This window comes from Aeromicrobium sp. CFBP 8757 (assembly GCF_014841755.1).
Taxonomy (GTDB): domain Bacteria; phylum Actinomycetota; class Actinomycetes; order Propionibacteriales; family Nocardioidaceae; genus Aeromicrobium.
The window spans coordinates 537495-553845 of sequence record NZ_JACYUM010000001.1 but is presented as its reverse complement, the minus strand read 5'-3'; the positions used below and the strand labels follow the sequence as shown (position 1 = coordinate 553845).

Sequence of the window (16351 nt, the reverse complement as noted above, 5' to 3'; positions counted from 1 at the left end):
GACGCTACGCCGGGGACGACGTGCCGACCGGATCGGGCAGCAGGCGCACCGGCGTCCGCCCGGTCAGCGACTGCGGCAGGAACGTCGCGAGCAGGCGACGCCGCCCGGACGCCCCGGCACGCAGCGACGACGTGACCGCGACGAGGTCGTCGACGCCGTCGCCGTCCGGCTGCTCGCCCCGCGAGAACCGCACCTGCTCGACCCGTCGCAGCAACGCCTCGAGCGACGCCTGGTCGACGCCGGGCTGCTGCGCCAGGCGTCCGGCGAACCCGCGGGGGGTGTCGGCTGCCGAGGCCGGGATGCGCAGGTCGCGGGCGACGTCCTCGAGCTCGCGCCACAACGGCTCGACGTCCGCGCGTCCGCGCGCGAGCCGCCACCTGCGGCGCAGCGCGCGCAGCGCCCACGGCACGGCACCGACGACCGCGAGCGCCGCCAGCGTGACGATCGCGCTGCGCGGCGCGGTCGACGTCTCGTCGGCCTGCGCCTGCGGCGTCGCGGCGTCGTCGAGGCGGTCGGCACCCTGCTGCGGGACGGGCGCCTGCGACTCGGGGGTGTCGGGGGTCTCGGCGTCAGGGGTGTCGACGACGGGCTCGACGAAGGCGGTCGCGTCGCCGATGCTGGTCGTCGGGTCGAAGCGGACCCAGCCGACGCCCTGGAAGTAGATCTCGGTCCAGGCATGCAGGTCGTCGGACGTGTTGGTGTAGACCGTCTCGCCGTCCTCGAGCGCGCCCGCCGAGCCCGGTGCGTAGCCCACCGCGATGCGCGCCGGGATGCCGACCGAGCGCGCCATGACGGCCATCGCCGACGAGAAGTGGACGCAGTAGCCGGCCTTCTCCTGCAGGAACTCCGCGATCACGTCGACGCCGTTGCCGTCGTAGTCGCCGGCCACGGGCGCGGTCTCGGAGTAGCGGAAGTCGCCGTTGCGGAAGAAGTTCTGCAGCGCGAGCGCGCGGTCGTAGTCGTTGTCGGCGTCGGCCGTGACCTCACGGGCCGTGCGCTCGATGACGGCCGGCATGCGCTCGGGCAGCTCGAGGTACGACTCCAGCGCCGGGCCGATCCTCGTGCGGATGTCGCGCATCTGCTCGGCGGTGGGCTTCACGTCGAGGCTCGGCACGGTGTAGGTCTCGCCCCGTGAGTCGTCGCTGCGCGACGAGAGCGTCATGCCCGCCCGACGGAACGAGAAGGCGCCGTCGAGGCCCGTCACGGTGCCGGTCGCCGGGTAGGGCACGGGCAGGAACGAGCTGCGCAGGTTGTCGATGTTGATCGTGGTCGTCCCCTCGTCGACCTCGATGCCGTCCTTGATCAGCATCTCGCCCTCGAACAGGTCGTTGCGCACCGTCTCGGTGGGGCGCCACGTCCTGCCGGTGAAGTCGCGCAGCGTCGCGACCTTCAGGTACTGCGCCTCGTCGAACGACGTGCGGTACGTCAGGGCCGTCGTGGTGCTGTTGCGTCGCAGGTTCTGGCCCAGCTCGAGCATGGGGTTGATGCCCCGCCCGAACACCGTCGGCGGGGGCTTGCCCCACGACGCCGCGACGGCGCTGACGTCGGGCGCGACGACCGGGAAGGCGACCGCCGCGGCGAGCGCGCCCGCCCCCAGCGCGAGGGCCGGTCCCGCTCCGCGCCGGGAGGCACCGACCGTCGTGGTGCGCGACCGCAGCAGCACGAGCCACAGCGCCGCCACCGACAGGAACAGCCAGACGGGCGGCGTCTCGCCGGCGATCAGTGCCGGCGTGGCGAACACCGCGAGCAGCAGCGCACCGATCAGGGGGGCCGCCCGCCGCCGCTGCAGCATCACGTCGGCGACGACCACGATCAGGCCGAACGACGCCGCCACGACCAGCACGATCGGCCGCGCCGCACCGACCGGCGCCTGCTCCTCGACGATGATCTCCTGCGCTGCCGCCACCAGGTCGGCGAGCGCCGTGACGGTCTGCGGCGTCGGGACGACGGCCAGGAGCGTCTCGGGCACGAAGATCCAGGCGATCGCGACGAGCTCGACGACGATCGCGACCGGGGCCACGAACCGCGCACCCAGCCCGCGCAGCACGGCGCACGTCAGCCCCGTCATGAGGGAGACGAGGATCGTCGTCACCCACCAGTCGCGTCCCGCGACGATCGTGCCGAAGCCCGAGAGCAGCAGGACCAGGGCCAGGGCGATGACGCCGTGGTCGAACCACGTCTGCCGCGCACTCCCGGACGGCGGCCGCGTCGACGGGTCAGCGCGCAGCACGGGCGGGCTCTCCCTGTCGGGACGTGCCGTCGAACGCGGCCCACGCCTCGGCGAGGTCGTCGCCGGGCGTCCACGCCACGACGTTCCAGCGGGCGCCGTCGAGGACCTCGAGCGCCTGGGCCGCCGTGCCGTGCGCCACGAGCGCCAGGATCGTCCGCGACGCCGACAGCGCGGCGACCCACTGCTGGGCCCGCTCGACCGTCAGACGTCCGAGCACGACGAAGGCCGCACCGTCGGCATCGTGACGGCCGGGCCGGTCGGCGGGATCGGGCTCGAGCAGCGCGAGGTCGACCATCGCGTCCTCGAGCGTGTCGTGCCCCTCGGCGACGACCCGGTCGAGCGACGTGCTGTTCGACTGCAGCGCCACGACGTAGCCCGCGCGCGCCAGGTGCGCCGTGATCGACGCCGTCGCCGTGACCGCCCACTCCAGGGCCGGCGAGTGCTCCCACGAGTCCTTGCGGTCGCGGGCCGTGCCCTGGCTCGACGGCTCGGTGTCGACGATGACCGCCGCGCGAGGGGTGACCTGGCTCTCCTCCTGCCGCACCATGAGCTCGGCCCGGTGGGCGCTGGCCTTCCAGTGGATGCGCTTGAGGGCGTCGCCCGGCAGGTAGGCGCGGGCGATGATGTCGTCGTCGCCGACGCCGACGTTCTGCGGCGCGGGCCTGGTCGCACCGTCGTCGCCCGCCCCGCGCGGGGTGATGGGCGGCAGGTCGATCCGCCGCGGCAGCACCGTGAGCGGCTCGACGCCGCCGAACGTGTGCCGCCGGTGCACCAGGCCGAACGGGTCGTGCACGTCGACCCGCAGGGGGCCGACGAGGTGGCGTCCGCGGCGCAGGCCCTGCAGCTCGTACGAGAACGTGGCCCGTGCGTCGGCGCCGCGGCTGCCGCCGAGCGACGGCAGCGCGCCCGTGTGGTCGCCGGTGACGCCGGCGGGCAGGCGGTCGTCCCAGTCGGCCTCGAGGCACGGCAGCACCGACAGGTTCGTGACACGGACGGTCGCCCGCGTGGGCCTGCCGAGCGCCACTACCTGCGGCGAGAACGAGCGCTCGATGCGCACCCGGGAGTGCCCCACGAACACGAAGACGGTCGACACGACCAGCAGCCCGAGCAGCAGACCGGTCACGTAGAGCAGCGCCGGCAGCGACAGCACGGGCGCGGCGACGAACATCACGAGCGCCACCACGGCGAAGCCGATGCCCCGTCGGGTCACGACGACGGACGTCACCGCACGACGCAGCGCGGACGAGCGGTCGCGGGCCACGTCAGCTCTGGTGGACCGCGCCGGCCGGGACCGGTGTCTCGGCGACGATGCGCGCGACGACGTTCTCGACCGACGACACCCCGCGCATCGCGATCAGGCGGTGCGGCAGGACGACCTGGACCAGCGCGTCGACGTCGTCGGGCAGCACGAAGTCGCGGCCGTGGACGGCGGCGCGCGCCTTGGCCGCCCTGATGAGCTGGAGCGTCGCGCGGGGGCTGGCGCCGAGGCGCAGCTCGGCGTCGGTGCGCGTGGCCTGGACGATGTCGACGACGTACCGCTCGACCGCCGACGACACGTGGATCGCCCGGGCGACCGCGATCATCTCGGCGATGTCGTCGATCGTGGCGACCGCCGAGAGCCCGTCGAACGGGTTGTACGAGTCGCGCTGCTGCACCATCGCGAGCTCGGCGGACGCGTCGGGGTAGCCCATCGAGATGCGCGCCATGAACCGGTCGCGCTGCGCCTCGGGCAGGGCGTAGGTGCCCTCCATCTCGAACGGGTTCTGCGTCGCGACGACCGTGAACGGCGTGGCGAGCGAGTAGGTCGTGCCGTCGACCGTGACCTGCCGCTCCTCCATCGCCTCGAGCAGCGCCGACTGCGTCTTGGGCGACGCACGGTTGATCTCGTCGCCGATCACGATGTTGGCGAACACCGCACCGGGCTTGAACTCGAACTCGCGGTCGCTCTGGTTGTAGACCGAGACGCCGGTGATGTCGGACGGCAGCAGGTCGGGGGTGAACTGGATGCGTCGCACCGAGCAGCTGACCGACCGGGCGAGGGCCTTGGCGAGCACGGTCTTGCCGACGCCCGGCACGTCCTCGATCAGCAGATGACCCTCGGCGAGGAACACGACGAGCGCGGCCTCGGCGGCCTCGGGCTTTCCGTCGATGACCCTCTCGATGTTGCCGAGAATGGCCCGCGCTACGGTCTCGAACTCCATACGCGATGTTAGGCACACCAGCGCAAACACGCAGTGCGATTCGGGCGGAACGGTTCGTCGGGACGAAGGAATCGGGGTTTGTCCGCCCGCGTGCGGACAAACGTCGATTCCTCGCTCTGTGCGGCGGCGGTGGGCGGCGTGGTCGATACGTTGAGGTCATGGCCCGACTGCTCATCGTCCACCACTCGCCCACCCCCAACCTGGCCCGCATCCTCGACGCCGTGGTGGCCGGCGCGCGACACGAGGACATCGAGGGCGTCGACGTGGAGGTCCGCCCGGCGCTCGAGGCGACGGTCGACGACGTCCTGGCCGCCGACGGATACGTCATCGGCACGAGCGCCAACATCGGCTACATCTCGGGCGCCGTGAAGCACTTCTTCGACGTCACGTTCGACGTCGCGAGTGCCGAGACCCGCGGGCGTCCGTTCGGCTACTACGTCCACGGCCGCAGTGACACCAGCGGAGCCGAGCGGGCGATGCAGTCGATCACGACGGGCCTCGGCTGGTCGAGGGTCGTCGACCCCCTGTGCTTCCTCGGCGACCCCGACGACACCCACCTCGCCGCCGCGACCGAGCTGGGCGCGACGGTCGCCGCCACGCTGATGCCGTGACGGTCCTGAGACAATGGCGGCATGGCCGATCCTGACCTCACCCGCACTGCTCGCCGCCGCCGCATCATCGGCGGGGCCCTCGTCGCCGCCTTCGCCGTCGTGCTGATCGCGATCGTGGTGGTGCGCAGCAACGGCGAGAAGGTGCTCAACGAGAACGCCGAGACCCTCGTGCTGGTGGGTGAGAAGACCGGCGGCGGGATGGACGCGCTCGGTCGCGGCACCCTCGCCGACGTCGGCGGGTGCCTGGGGTGGGCCCCGTCCGCCGGCGAGGAGCGCGGCACGGTCGTCATCTGGCCGCACGGGACGACGATCAAGACACCGGATCCTCTGCGCGTGACGGTCGACGGCACGACGTACGAGCTCGGCGACTCGGTCGAGCTCGGAGGAGGCACCGTCGGGCCCCTCGCACCGTCCGACCACTTCTACGACAAGGTGCCGGCCGGGTGCAGGGCGTCCGACGTGTTCGTCGCGAGCGACGGCTGACGACGAGCGGCGCTTGACCCGTCGCGGGAGAATGGACGCATGACCGCTCCCGACTTCCTCCCCACGCTGTCCTCCGGCTCGCACGACGCCGAGCAGGGCGAGGCCTGCGTCATGGAGTACGTCTCGCTGCTGGCGGGCGAGGAGTGGAGCGACCGCCCCGAGTGCACGCACCCCCTGCTGGCCCACGAGGCGCGCACCACCAACGACCTCCTGCGCGACGGCGACCGCTCGCGTCTCGTCCCGCTGATCGGACGCCTGTTCGGCACGACCGACGACTCCCCCGAGCTGCGCGCCCGCCTCCGCATCACCCAGGCCCGCCAGGTCGTCGCGCTGATCGAGCCGTCCGCCCGGTCGCGTGCGCTCGTCGCGATCGAGCACGCCGAGACGTGGATCGGTCGCGACGGCACCGACGACGACGTCCGCGAGGCGTTCGCGTCGGCGATGGGATCGGCCGTCGCCGAGGGCGACCTCGACCCCGAGCACGTGGAGTTCCACGTCGGCATGTCGCGCATGTTCCCGTTCGCGCTCTCCCCCGAGCTCAAGGCGGCCGAGGCGTACGCCCTCGCGGCTCTGGTGGTCGCGCACCGCGTCGCCGCCGGCGAGTGTCGCGCCGACTGCGCCAACGGACCCGCCCGCGCCCGCCGCATGGTCAAGGACCTCAGCGGCCTGATCGACGTCTACGACCGGGTCACGGGGCGCGTCGCCGTCGACGTCACGCCCGACCAGGTGCGCGAGCTGGCCGACAGCCTCGCCTGACACGGCGGTTCAGCGCTTGGCGTGCGACCACTCGAGCAGCCGCTCGACGGGCCACGTCGTGACGATCCGGTCGGCCGGGACGCCCATCGCGTCGGCGCGCTCGGCGCCCAGGTCGAGGAAGTCGAGCTGGCCCGGCGCGTGGGCGTCGGTGTCGATCGAGAACAGGCAGCCCGCGTCGAGCGCCAGCTCGATCAGGGGGTCGGGCGGGTCCTGACGTTCGGGACGCGCGTTGATCTCGACCGCGACGTCGAACTCGGCGCACGCCGCGAACACCGCCTTGGCGTTGAACTCCGACTCCGGACGCTTGCCGCGCCCGCCCTGCACCAGACGCCCCGTGCAGTGCCCGAGCACGTTGGTGTGCGGGTCGGCGACCGCGGTCATCATGCGTCGGGTCATGGCGCGGCGTTCCATCCGGAGCTTGGAGTGCACACTGGCCACGACGACGTCGAGCCGCTCGAGCATCTCGTCGGTCTGGTCGAGGCCGCCGTCGTCGAGGATGTCGACCTCGATGCCGCTCAGCAGCTGGAAGTCGTCGTACGTCGCGTCGACCTCGGCGACGACGTCGAGCTGCTGGGCCAGCCGCTCGGCACTCAGGCCGTTGGCGATCTTGAGCCGCGGGGAGTGGTCGGTCAGCACCTGGTACTCGCGGCCCCTCCACCGGGCGACCCGGGCCATCTCGGCGATCGGCGAGCCGCCGTCCGACCACTCGGAGTGGCTGTGCAGGTCGCCGCGCAGCTCGGCGCGCAGCGCCGCTCCCCCGGACGCCAGGGGCTCGGCACCCTCGTCGCGGAGCTCGGCCAGGTAGTCGGGGACGTCACCCTCCACGACCTGGCGGATCACGCCGAACGTCCGGTCGCCGATGCCCTTCACGCGCTTGAGCTGGCCGTTGCGGGTGCGGGTCGCGACCTGCTCGGGCGACAGGTCGTCGATGGCGGCGGCGGCGTTGCGGAAGGCCTCCGCCCGGTAGGTCGACGCCCGCGACCGCTCGAGCCAGAACGCCACTTCCTTCAGGGCGTCGACGGCGGTGAGGTCTGGCATCCCCCGAGCCTACGGCGACGCGACCCAGTGCGCCGGTCGCCGCAGTCCGGGCGGGACGAGCGTCGCGGCGTCGCCCTTCGCCGAACCCACCTGCGTCTGGGTCAGGAACAGGCAGCCCGTCAGGTCGGCTCCGTCGAGGCGGGCGTCGCGCAGGTCGGCGCCGAGCAGGTCGGCCTGCCGCAGGTCCGCCTGGCGCAGGTCGGCGGCGATCAGGATCGAGCCGCGCAGGTCCGCTCCTCTCAGACGTCCACGGCGCAGCCTCGCGCCGAACATCGGCGCCCCACGGTGGTCGGGTCCGTCGAACGGCTCGCGCACCAGCGCGCTGACACGCTGCAGCAGGGGTGAGACGACCGCGCGGTGGGCGGGCAGGTCGATCGCGTCGAGGTGCGCGGCGTCGGTGCGCGTGAGCTCGACCGTGCGTGCGGTGGCGGCGTCCAGCTCGTCGCGCAGGCCGTGGGCCTCCGGCCGTTCGAGGCACTCGGCCAGGTACCAGAGCATCTCGTGCAGCTGCCGCATGACCGGCAGGGCCGCGAACATCGACGCCGACGTCGACGGGTCGTCGCGCCAGCTCACGCCCCCGAAGGTCACCTGCGAGACCTGCTGACCCGCTCCGAAGCAGTCGTACACGGTGCACCCGCGGTACCCCTCGTCGCGCAGGCGCGAGTGGATCGAGCAGCCGAAGCCCTCGTCGAGGTTCACGCACGGGTCGCCGGCGTCCTTGTCGACCGGGAAGTCGGCCGACCGCTCGAACGCGAGCGCCACGCAGCACAGTCCGAAGCAGCTGCCGCAGTCGGCGACGAGCTCGAGACGGTCCACCCGGCGACCCTATTACGGTGGTGCGCATGAGCCGTCGTCACGTCATCGTCCATGGCACCGTCCAGGGGGTGTTCTTCAGGGCGTCGTGCCAGCAGGAGGCCACCCGGGTGGGCGTCGCCGGGTGGGTCGCGAACCGTCCCGACGGGACGGTCGAGGCCGAGCTCGAGGGACCGGACGACGCAGTCGCCCACCTGGTCGACTGGTGCCGCACCGGCCCTCCACGCGCGGTCGTGACGGGCGTCGACGTGACGGAGCGGGAGCCCTCGGGCCACAGCGGTTTCGAGGTGCGCTGAGCCCTGTGCACGACGCCGGACGTGTGTCGGTGGGCGGTAGTAGATTGGACTCATTCGAACAGGTGTTCTAGTCGAGTCAGGTCGGGGGTGGTGTGGTGATCGTGGATCAGCTGTCGTCGCTGGCCGATGACCTCGCCGCGCTCGAGCCCTGGCAGTTGACGGGCACTGAGGTGCGCGAGGTGATCGTGGCGGTGCAGCGCACCCGCACCGCCCTGGACGCCACGATGTCCAAGCTCGTCGGCTGTGCCGATCAGATGGGGTTGGCGAAGGACGACGGTGCGTCGTCGACGACGGCGTGGTTGTCGGCGGCGGCGAACATGACCAAGGGGGCGGCGTCCAAGCTGATCGGCCTGTCGAAGGGCACCGGGTGCGAGGCGACTCGTCAGGCGTGGGGTCGCGGTGAGCTGTCGACCGATCAGGCGGCGGTGATCATCAAGGCCATCGGCGCGCTGCCGGACTGGGTCGACGAGCAGCCCCGCGCCGACGCCGAGACGCACCTGATCGCCCTGGCCGCCGAGCACGACCTGGAGGGCCTGCAGCGGTTGGCGCACCGGGTGCTGGAGGTCATCGACCCCGACGGCCACGACGAGCACCTCGGCGAACAGCTCCGGCAGGAAGAGGAACGGGCCCGGGTCCGCACCCGGTTCGCCATGGCTCGCCGCGGCGACGGCACCTCACGCGGCACCTTCGTCCTAGGTGACACCGACGCCGACGTCCTGCGCGCCGCGATCGAGGGGATCATCGCCCCCCGCCGCAACGCTGCGGCCGCCGAGTCGTTCGGGATGGGCGCCGATGACTGGGCCAACCTCCCGCGCGACCAGAAGATGGGCCACGCGTTCGCCGAGCTCGTCAACCACCTGCCCACCGACGCCCTGCCCACCGCCGGTGGACTGGCTGCGACCGTCGCGGTCACGATCGACGCCGACAACCTGGCCACCGGAACCGGAACGGCCACCAACACGTCCGGCACCACGATGTCGGCCACCAAGGCCCAACGGATGGCGTGCAACGCCCACCTGGTGGCACTGCTGCTGGACGGCGACTCGCGCGTCGTCGACCACGGCACCACCCGCCGCCTCTACGACCGTCACCAAAGACTGATCCTGGCGACCCGCGACGGCGGCTGCGTGTTCCCCCGCACCCAACCATGGGCCGACCGCAGGGAGGCTGGCGCACGGGCGAAGCCCGCAGCGGTGAGGAACGAACCGCTGTTACGGCGAGGAACGAGCCGTGCGCCCCACTTCCACCACCACCTCGTCCACGAGGGGCAGTGGACCGCTCGCATGGCCGACGACGGGGTCGTCGAAGTCATCGCACCACCGCACGTCGACCCCGACCAGACCCCACAGCGCCACTCCCGCTTCGCCCGACAACACCCCCGCGCCGGCTGAGGCACCTCGGGCATCGCTGCCCGATTCCTGCTTCAATCCCAGGACGTTAAGAACACCCGCCTGTTACGGTCTGGCGATGAATCGACTCCGCGGCATGTTCGTGTCCGCGCTCACCGTCGTGCTGGTCGGCGGCTCGCTGCTGGCGGCGCCGCCCGCTCAGGCGGCGGACAGGGACTGCGGCGACTTCGCCACGCAGACCGACGCCCAAGCGTTCTTCATCGCCAACGGCGGCCCCGGCTCGGACCCCCACCGCCTCGACCACGACGGTGACGGGCTGGCGTGCGAGGACCTGCCGTGCCCCTGCAGCACCTCCTCGGCGCCCGCGCCACCTCCGCCCGCGCCCCCGGCGCCCGTCGCCGCGCCGTGCGCCGTGAACCCGAAGGTCACGGAGAAGGCCGTCGTGGTGTCGGTGATCGACGGCGACACCCTGCGGGTCAGGATCGACGGCACCCGCTCCAAGGTCCGGCTGCTCGGCATCAACTCACCCGAGCGCGGGAAGAAGGGCTACGGGTCGGCCACGAAGGCGCTGAAGAAGCTGACCCCCGTGGGTCGGACGACCGTGCTGACGAGCGACCCGACCCAGCCGTACGCGGACGTCTACGGCCGCGCCCTCCGATACGTCAAGCGCGGCTCGAAGGACGTCAACAAGGCGCAGCTCTCGAAGGGCTGGGCCCGGTTCTACGACGCCCGGCAGTGCGACCCGCTGACCAGGAAGAAGAGCTACAAGAGGGCGGAACGATCGGCGAAGAAGCACGATCGCGGCATCTGGGGGTAGGGACGCCGACCGCTCAGAAGCCGAGCTTGCGCAGCTGCTTGGGATCGCGCTGCCACTCCTTGGCGACCTTGACGTGCAGGTCGAGGTAGACGGGCGTGCCGAGGATCTTCTCGATCTGCGAGCGCGAGTCGCTGCCGATCTGGCGCAGGCGGGCCCCCTGCTTGCCGATGATGATGCCCTTCTGGCTGTCGCGCTCGACGTACACGTTGACGCGGACGTCGATCAGCGGCTTGTGCTCGGGACGGTCGGCGCGCGGCACCATCTCGTCGACCACGACGGCGATCGAGTGCGGGAGCTCGTCGCGGACGCCCTCGAGGGCCGCCTCGCGGATGATCTCGGCGATGAGCGTCTCCTCGGGCTCGTCGGTGAGCTGACCCTCCGGGTACAGCGCCGGGCCCTCGGGCAGCGTGCCGACCAGCAGATCGGCGAGCAGCCCGATCTGGTCGTCGGCGACCGCGGAGACCGGGATGATCTCCTGGAACTGCAGCCCCAGGTCGGCGCTCACCTGCTGGATCGACAGCAGGTGGTCCCGCAGCTTGTCGGGCTTGACGAGGTCGATCTTCGTCGCGATCGCGAAGATCGGCTTGCGGCGTCCGCGGCCCGTCTTCTGCAGCTCGGCCAGCTCGCGCATCAGGAACTTGTCGCCCTCACCGACGCTCTCGTTGGCCGGCAGGCACATGCCGATCGTGTCGACCTCGGACCACGTCGAGCGCACCAGCGCGTTGAGCCGCTCGCCGAGCAGGGTGTGCGGCTTGTGCAGGCCGGGGGTGTCGATCAGGATCAGCTGCGCGTCGTCGCGGTTCACGAGGCCGCGGATCGCGTGGCGCGTGGTCTGCGGCTTGGACGACGTGATCGCGATCTTGCCGCCGACCAGGGCGTTGGTCAGCGTCGACTTGCCGGCGTTGGGACGTCCGACGAAGCACGCGAAGCCGGAGCGGTGCGCGCTCACGTGGTGCGCACCTTGACGACGGTGCCGCTGGGATCGGCCAGGTAGACCGCGATGCCGTGACCCGACACGTCGCGCACCGCGGTGCCGTCGACGACGGGCTCGGGCACCATGTCGCCGACCAGTGCCGCGGCCTCGATGCCGGTGGCACCGGACGACACGGCCATCGCGACGGCCAGGTCGAGGGCGTCGACGCGCAGCGACGGCAGGTTCACGGTCGAGGCGACGTACGTGCGTCCGTCCTGGTCGCGCACCGCCGCGCCGTGCTCGGCGGTGGTGCGGGCGCGCGAGCTGCGCGCCAACGTCACCAGCTTGGCGTCTTCAGGACTGAGATCCATGGTCGGACCCTTTCGGTCGTCGTTCGGAGGGGTCGGGGACGTCGGCGGGCTCCAGGCGGCTCACGACGACGTGCCCGATGCGGTTGCGGCGACCCGACGGGCCCTCGGCCTCGAAGCGCAGGCCCTCGACCTCGACGACGCTGCCGCGGATCGGCACCTTGCCGAGGTGCTTGGCCATGAGACCGCCGACGGAGTCGACGTCCTCGTCCTCGATCGGGATGTCGAAGAGGTCCTCGAGGTCGTCGACCTCGAAGCGTGAGCTGACCCGCCACGAGCCGTCGGACAGCTTCTGGCTGGCATCGGGCTCGGTGTCGTACTCGTCGGTGATCTCGCCGACGATCTCCTCGAGGATGTCCTCGATCGTGATCATGCCCGCCGTGCCACCGAACTCGTCGACGACGATCGCGACGTGCATGCGCTGGGCCTGCATCTCCTTGAGGAGGTCGTCGGCCGGCTTGGTGTCGGGGACGAACAGGCACGGGCGCGTGATCGACTCGATGCGCTCGGTCGTCTCGGCGGTGTGGTTGTCGAACACCCGCTTGGTGACGTCCTTCAGGTAGGCCATGCCGACCACGTCGTCGAGGTTCTCGCCGACGACGGGCATGCGCGAGTAGCCGCTGCGCAGGGCCAGCGACATCGTCTGGCGCAACGTCTTGTGCCGCTCGACGAACACCAGGTCGGTGCGCGGCACCATGACCTCGCGCACGATCGTGTCGCCCAGCTCGAAGACCGACTGGAGCATGCGCCCCTCGTCGGTCTCGATGATCGAGCTGGCGGCGGCGAGGTCGACGAGCTCGCGCACCTCGACCTCGGACGCGAACGGGCCCTCGCGGAACCCCTTGCCCGGCGTGACGGCGTTGCCGAGCAGGATCAGCAGCTGCGGCAGGGGGCCCAGCAGCCGTGTCAGGACGATGACCGGGACGGTCGACGCCAGGGCGATCGACTCGGCGTGCTGACGTCCGAGGGTGCGCGGACCCACCCCGATCAGCACGAAGCTGACGACGACCATGATCGCGACCGCGACGCCGAACCGCGGCCACAGCCCGTCGAGCTGGTCGGCCACCACGAGGGCGACCAGCACGATGCTCGCGGTCTCGGTCAGGACGCGCATCAGCAGCACCGAGTTGAGGTAGGCCGCGGGGTCGTCGAGGATGCGGACGAGGCCCGCGGCACCCGAGCGGCCCTCGTCGTCGAGCTCCTCGGCGCGCGCCTTGGAGAACGCCGAGATCGCGGCGTCGACGCTGGCGAGCGTGCCGGCGACGACGGCGAGCACGACGGACAAGATGATCGGCAACCACGTCATCGCGCCGACCTCACGCGTCCTCGGGGTCGACGCCCGCGGCCGACTGCTGCCACTCGAGCAGGAGCCGGCCCTGGATGCCGAACATCTCCCGGTGCTCGTCGGGCTCGGCGTGGTCGTAGCCCAGCAGGTGCAGGATGCCGTGCACCGTCAGCAGGTCGATCTCGTCGCGGGTCGTGTGACCTGCGGCGGGCGCCTGCTGCTCGGCGACCTGGGGGCACAGGGCGATGTCGCCGAGGTAGCCCTCGGGGCTCTCCTCGCCGTCGGTGCCGGGCGTCAGCTCGTCCATCGGGAACGACAGGACGTCGGTCGGGCCCTTCTTGCCCATCCACTGCTCGTTGAGCACCGCGATGGTCTCGGGGTCGACGAGCCGCACCGTCAGCTCGGTCGCGGGGTGCAGCCGCATGCGGCGCATCGCGAAGCGGCAGAGCCTGGTCAGACCGACGACGTCGACGTCGGTGCCGGACTCATCGAGTACGTCGACGTTCATGGGAGTCAGCACCTGCCTCGTGCGTGTCGGACTCGAACTCGCCGTAGGCCGCGACGATCTGGCCCACCAGCTTGTGCCGCACGACGTCGGTCGCGCTGAGGTGGGCGAAGTGGATGTCGCTGACGTCGTCGAGGATGTCCTGGACGACCCGCAGGCCGCTCTTGTTGCCGCTCGGCAGGTCGACCTGCGTGACGTCGCCCGTGACGACCATCTTGGAACCGAAGCCCAGGCGGGTCAGGAACATCTTCATCTGCTCGGGCGTCGTGTTCTGCGCCTCGTCGAGGATGATGAACGCGTCGTTGAGCGAACGGCCTCGCATGTAGGCCAGCGGCGCGACCTCGATGACGCCGCCCGTCAGCAGCTTGGGGATCGTCTCGGGGTCGACCATGTCGTGCAGGGCGTCGTAGAGCGGACGCAGGTACGGGTCGATCTTCTCGCTGAGCGAGCCGGGCAGGAACCCCAGGCGCTCGCCGGCCTCGACGGCCGGACGCGTCAGGATGATGCGGTTGACCTGCTTGGCCTGCAGTGCCTGCACGGCCTTGGCGACCGCGAGGTACGTCTTGCCGGTGCCGGCGGGGCCGATGCCGAAGACGATCGTGTGCTTGTCGATCGCGTCGACGTAGCGCTTCTGGTTGACCGTCTTGGGGCGGATCGTGCGACCGCGGTTCGACAGGATGTTGAGGCTCAGCACCTCGGCGGGCTTCTCGCGCGTCTCGGTGCGCAGCATCGACAGGCTGCGCTCGACGGTCTCGCGCGTCAGGTTCTGCCCCGTGCGCAGGATCGTCACGAGCTCGTCGAGGAGCCGCTCGACGAGCGCCGACTCGGCCGGGGGTCCCGTGACCGTGATGGTGTTGCCGCGCGCGTGGATGCGCGACGAGAAGGAGTCCTCGATCAGCCGGAGGAACTCGTCGGCCGGCCCCAGCAGGGCGACGGCCGGGACGCTGGCCGGGATCGTGAACGTGTGTGCGGGTGTCGTGTCGTCAGTCATGTGGTCCCAATCGTACGCGGAGACGTCGCGAGCGCAGCGAGCGAACGTCGGAGCGCGCCAGCGGAGCGTGAGCGGTTCGCGGCGAAGCCGCCGTCCAGCGAGGCGTAGTGGGCGGTCGAGGCTGCTCGGCCCCCTGGCGGCACCCGGTGGTCGGGCCTCAGCCCGGGGGCCAGGTGAGGTCGCGGCCCGCGATGACGTGGCCGTGGGTGTGGAACACCGTCTGGCCCGCACCCTCGCCGGTGTTGAACACGAGCCGGTACGAGTCGTGTCCCTCCGCGACCGCGATGCGGCGCGACTCGACCAGCAGGTCGACGGCCGCCTCGGGCGAGGCCAGCGCGAGGCTCGCGGCGTCGGCGGCGTGCAGCCGCGGGATGACCAGGACGTGGGTGGGCGCCTGCGGGTTGATGTCGCGGAACGCCACGGTGTGGTCGGTGCTCGACACGATGTCGGCGGGCACGTCGCCCGCGACGATCTTGCAGAACAGGCAGTCGGGCACGGAGTCGAGGCTCACTTGAACGCGTCCTTGATCTTGTGGAAGACACCCTTGTGGTGCGTGCCCATCATGGCCTCGGGACGCTCCTCGTCGCGCAGCGACGCGAGCTGCTCGAGCAGCGCGCGCTGCTGCTCGTCGATGCGCGTCGGCGTCTCGACGACGACCTGCACCTTGAGGTCGCCCCGGCCCGGCCCGCGCAGGCGGGGCACGCCGAAGTTCTTGATCGTGATGGTCTCGCCGGACTGCGTGCCCGACGCGACGTCGAGCCGCACCGTGCGGTCGGCCTCGTCGGTGCCGGCGACGTCGGCCTCGAGCGTCGGCAGGTCGAGGTGCGTGCCGAGCGCGGCCGCCGTCATCGGCAGGCTGACCTGGCAGAAGAGCTGGTCGCCCTTGCGCTGGAACACGGGGTGGCGCGCCACGTTGATCTCGAGGTAGAGGTCGCCGGCGGGTCCGCCGCCCGGGCCGACCTCGCCCTCTCCCCCGAGCTGGATGCGGGTGCCCTGGTCGACACCGGCCGGGATCGTGACCGTGATCGAGCGGCGCGACCGCACGCGGCCCTCGCCGGCGCACTCGGGGCACGGATCGGGGATGACCGAGCCGAAGCCGTGGCACGTGGGGCACGGGCGGGACGTGCGGATGTCGCCGAGCAGCGACCGCTGGACGTGCTGGACGTCGCCGTGGCCGTGGCACGTGCGGCACGTCTCGGGCTGCGACCCGTTGGCCGCACCGCTGCCCTCGCACGTCGTGCAGGTGACGGCGGTGTCGACCTTGATCTCGTGGGTCGCGCCGAAGGCGGCCTCGGCAAGGTCGACGTCGAGGCGCAGGAGCGCGTCCTGGCCGCGCTGCTGCCGCGAGCGCGGCCCACGCTGCTGACCGTTCTGGCCGAAGAACGCGTCCATGATGTCGTCGAAGTTGAAGCCCTGGGCGCCGCCGCCGAAGCCGCCGCGGGCACCTCCGCCCATCGGGTCGCCGCCGCGATCGAACATCGAGCGCTTCTCGGCGTCGGACAGCACCTCGTACGCGACCGTCACCTCCTTGAAGCGGTCGGACGCGTCGGGGGCGTCGTTGACGTCGGGGTGCAGCTGGCGCGCGAGCTTGCGGTAGGCCTTCTTGATCTCCTCGGGGGTCGCCTCGCGGGCGACGCCGAGCGTTGCGTAGTAGTCCTGTGCCATGAGTACTGGATAGCCCTTACGTGTGGTGGG

18 protein-coding genes are annotated in these 16351 nt (G+C 71.6%); 6 read left to right on the top strand and 12 right to left on the bottom strand.

Going from position 1 to position 16351, the window contains the following annotated elements; translation table 11 throughout:
• Nucleotides 1-4 precede the first annotated feature (4 nt).
• The 3 genes from IFT73_RS02705 to IFT73_RS02695 are packed head-to-tail and all read right to left on the bottom strand — an operon-like array spanning nt 5 to nt 4431.
• Nucleotides 5-2230, bottom strand: a complete 2226-nt coding sequence (locus IFT73_RS02705; RefSeq protein ID WP_192166273.1) for a DUF3488 and transglutaminase-like domain-containing protein — start codon at nt 2228-2230, stop codon at nt 5-7.
• The gene (locus IFT73_RS02700) at nt 2217-3491 is read right to left on the bottom strand and encodes a DUF58 domain-containing protein (protein WP_192166272.1); all 1275 of its coding nucleotides are present in this window, start codon (nt 3489-3491) and stop codon (nt 2217-2219) included. Before IFT73_RS02700 ends, IFT73_RS02705 begins: the two co-directional genes overlap by 14 nt.
• 1 nt (nt 3492) lies before the next feature.
• Nucleotides 3493-4431, bottom strand: a complete 939-nt coding sequence (locus IFT73_RS02695; RefSeq protein WP_192166271.1) for a MoxR family ATPase — start codon at nt 4429-4431, stop codon at nt 3493-3495.
• 158 nt (nt 4432-4589) lie between these two features.
• Here IFT73_RS02695 and IFT73_RS02690 point away from each other — a divergent pair, with 158 nt between their 5' ends.
• The 3 genes from IFT73_RS02690 to IFT73_RS02680 are packed head-to-tail and all read left to right on the top strand — an operon-like array spanning nt 4590 to nt 6281.
• On the top strand, nt 4590-5042 hold the full coding sequence (locus IFT73_RS02690) for a flavodoxin family protein (protein WP_192166270.1): 453 nt from the start codon (nt 4590-4592) through the stop codon (nt 5040-5042).
• A gap of 21 nt (nt 5043-5063) precedes the next feature.
• Nucleotides 5064-5525: a hypothetical protein gene (locus tag IFT73_RS02685; RefSeq protein WP_192166269.1), complete on the top strand. Its 462-nt coding sequence runs from the start codon at nt 5064-5066 to the stop codon at nt 5523-5525.
• Between the two features lie 39 nt (nt 5526-5564).
• A complete protein-coding gene (locus tag IFT73_RS02680; RefSeq protein WP_192166268.1) occupies nt 5565-6281 on the top strand; it encodes a hypothetical protein in 717 nt (238 codons plus the stop codon).
• A 9-nt stretch (nt 6282-6290) separates the two neighbouring features.
• Here the strand turns inward: IFT73_RS02680 and IFT73_RS02675 are convergent, their stop codons facing one another.
• Both IFT73_RS02675 and IFT73_RS02670 read right to left on the bottom strand, forming a co-directional pair.
• The gene (locus IFT73_RS02675) at nt 6291-7319 is read right to left on the bottom strand and encodes a PHP domain-containing protein (RefSeq protein WP_192166267.1); all 1029 of its coding nucleotides are present in this window, start codon (nt 7317-7319) and stop codon (nt 6291-6293) included.
• Between the two features lie 9 nt (nt 7320-7328).
• Nucleotides 7329-8135 (bottom strand): pentapeptide repeat-containing protein, encoded by an 807-nt coding sequence (locus tag IFT73_RS02670; RefSeq protein ID WP_192166266.1) that lies wholly within the window; start codon nt 8133-8135, stop codon nt 7329-7331.
• A gap of 26 nt (nt 8136-8161) precedes the next feature.
• Between IFT73_RS02670 and IFT73_RS02665 the strand changes: the two genes are divergently transcribed.
• From IFT73_RS02665 to IFT73_RS02655, 3 genes are all read left to right on the top strand, one after another.
• Nucleotides 8162-8428 carry an acylphosphatase gene (locus tag IFT73_RS02665; protein ID WP_192166265.1) on the top strand — a complete coding sequence of 89 codons (267 nt, stop codon included), beginning with the start codon at nt 8162-8164 and terminating at the stop codon, nt 8426-8428.
• Between the two features lie 95 nt (nt 8429-8523).
• Nucleotides 8524-9819, top strand: a complete 1296-nt coding sequence (locus tag IFT73_RS02660) for a DUF222 domain-containing protein (protein ID WP_206759089.1) — start codon at nt 8524-8526, stop codon at nt 9817-9819.
• Nucleotides 9820-9895: 76 nt separating this feature from the next.
• Nucleotides 9896-10594: a thermonuclease family protein gene (locus IFT73_RS02655; protein ID WP_192166263.1), complete on the top strand. Its 699-nt coding sequence runs from the start codon at nt 9896-9898 to the stop codon at nt 10592-10594.
• Between the two features lie 13 nt (nt 10595-10607).
• Here IFT73_RS02655 and era read toward each other — a convergent pair whose 3' ends face one another.
• The 7 genes from era to dnaJ all read right to left on the bottom strand — a co-directional run bounded on the left by era (nt 10608) and on the right by dnaJ (nt 16321).
• The gene (gene era, locus IFT73_RS02650) at nt 10608-11543 is read right to left on the bottom strand and encodes a GTPase Era (protein WP_056607388.1); all 936 of its coding nucleotides are present in this window, start codon (nt 11541-11543) and stop codon (nt 10608-10610) included.
• The gene (locus IFT73_RS02645; protein WP_192166262.1) at nt 11540-11878 is read right to left on the bottom strand and encodes a cytidine deaminase; all 339 of its coding nucleotides are present in this window, start codon (nt 11876-11878) and stop codon (nt 11540-11542) included. The genes era and IFT73_RS02645 overlap by 4 nt, the downstream gene beginning before the upstream one ends.
• Entirely contained in the window at nt 11862-13181 is a 1320-nt protein-coding gene (locus IFT73_RS02640) for a hemolysin family protein (RefSeq protein ID WP_192166261.1), read from the bottom strand. The genes IFT73_RS02645 and IFT73_RS02640 overlap by 17 nt, the downstream gene beginning before the upstream one ends.
• 10 nt (nt 13182-13191) lie before the next feature.
• Nucleotides 13192-13668 carry an rRNA maturation RNase YbeY gene (ybeY, locus tag IFT73_RS02635; protein WP_056607381.1) on the bottom strand — a complete coding sequence of 159 codons (477 nt, stop codon included), beginning with the start codon at nt 13666-13668 and terminating at the stop codon, nt 13192-13194.
• Nucleotides 13646-14656: a PhoH family protein gene (locus IFT73_RS02630; RefSeq protein ID WP_192166260.1), complete on the bottom strand. Its 1011-nt coding sequence runs from the start codon at nt 14654-14656 to the stop codon at nt 13646-13648. Before IFT73_RS02630 ends, ybeY begins: the two co-directional genes overlap by 23 nt.
• Before the next feature lie 157 nt (nt 14657-14813).
• Nucleotides 14814-15167, bottom strand: a complete 354-nt coding sequence (locus IFT73_RS02625) for an HIT domain-containing protein (RefSeq protein ID WP_192166259.1) — start codon at nt 15165-15167, stop codon at nt 14814-14816.
• Complete coding sequence (dnaJ, locus tag IFT73_RS02620; RefSeq protein ID WP_192166258.1) at nt 15164-16321, bottom strand: molecular chaperone DnaJ; 1158 nt, start codon at nt 16319-16321, stop codon at nt 15164-15166. Before dnaJ ends, IFT73_RS02625 begins: the two co-directional genes overlap by 4 nt.
• Nucleotides 16322-16351: the final 30 nt, after the last annotated feature.

Bases quoted from the DNA above. Each gene is read 5' to 3' on its own strand.
- IFT73_RS02640 (WP_192166261.1), bottom strand. From the start codon at position 13,181: ATGACGTGGTTGCCGATCATCTTGTCCGTCGTGCTCGCCGTCGTCGCC.
- IFT73_RS02645 (WP_192166262.1), bottom strand. From the start codon at position 11,878: ATGGATCTCAGTCCTGAAGACGCCAAGCTGGTGACGTTGGCGCGCAGC.
- IFT73_RS02655 (WP_192166263.1), top strand. From the start codon at position 9,896: ATGAATCGACTCCGCGGCATGTTCGTGTCCGCGCTCACCGTCGTGCTG.
- ybeY (WP_056607381.1), bottom strand. From the start codon at position 13,668: ATGAACGTCGACGTACTCGATGAGTCCGGCACCGACGTCGACGTCGTC.
- IFT73_RS02690 (WP_192166270.1), top strand. From the start codon at position 4,590: ATGGCCCGACTGCTCATCGTCCACCACTCGCCCACCCCCAACCTGGCC.
- IFT73_RS02685 (WP_192166269.1), top strand. From the start codon at position 5,064: ATGGCCGATCCTGACCTCACCCGCACTGCTCGCCGCCGCCGCATCATC.
- IFT73_RS02630 (WP_192166260.1), bottom strand. From the start codon at position 14,656: ATGACTGACGACACGACACCCGCACACACGTTCACGATCCCGGCCAGC.
- IFT73_RS02680 (WP_192166268.1), top strand. From the start codon at position 5,565: ATGACCGCTCCCGACTTCCTCCCCACGCTGTCCTCCGGCTCGCACGAC.
- IFT73_RS02695 (WP_192166271.1), bottom strand. From the start codon at position 4,431: ATGGAGTTCGAGACCGTAGCGCGGGCCATTCTCGGCAACATCGAGAGG.
- IFT73_RS02665 (WP_192166265.1), top strand. From the start codon at position 8,162: ATGAGCCGTCGTCACGTCATCGTCCATGGCACCGTCCAGGGGGTGTTC.
- IFT73_RS02675 (WP_192166267.1), bottom strand. From the start codon at position 7,319: ATGCCAGACCTCACCGCCGTCGACGCCCTGAAGGAAGTGGCGTTCTGG.
- dnaJ (WP_192166258.1), bottom strand. From the start codon at position 16,321: ATGGCACAGGACTACTACGCAACGCTCGGCGTCGCCCGCGAGGCGACC.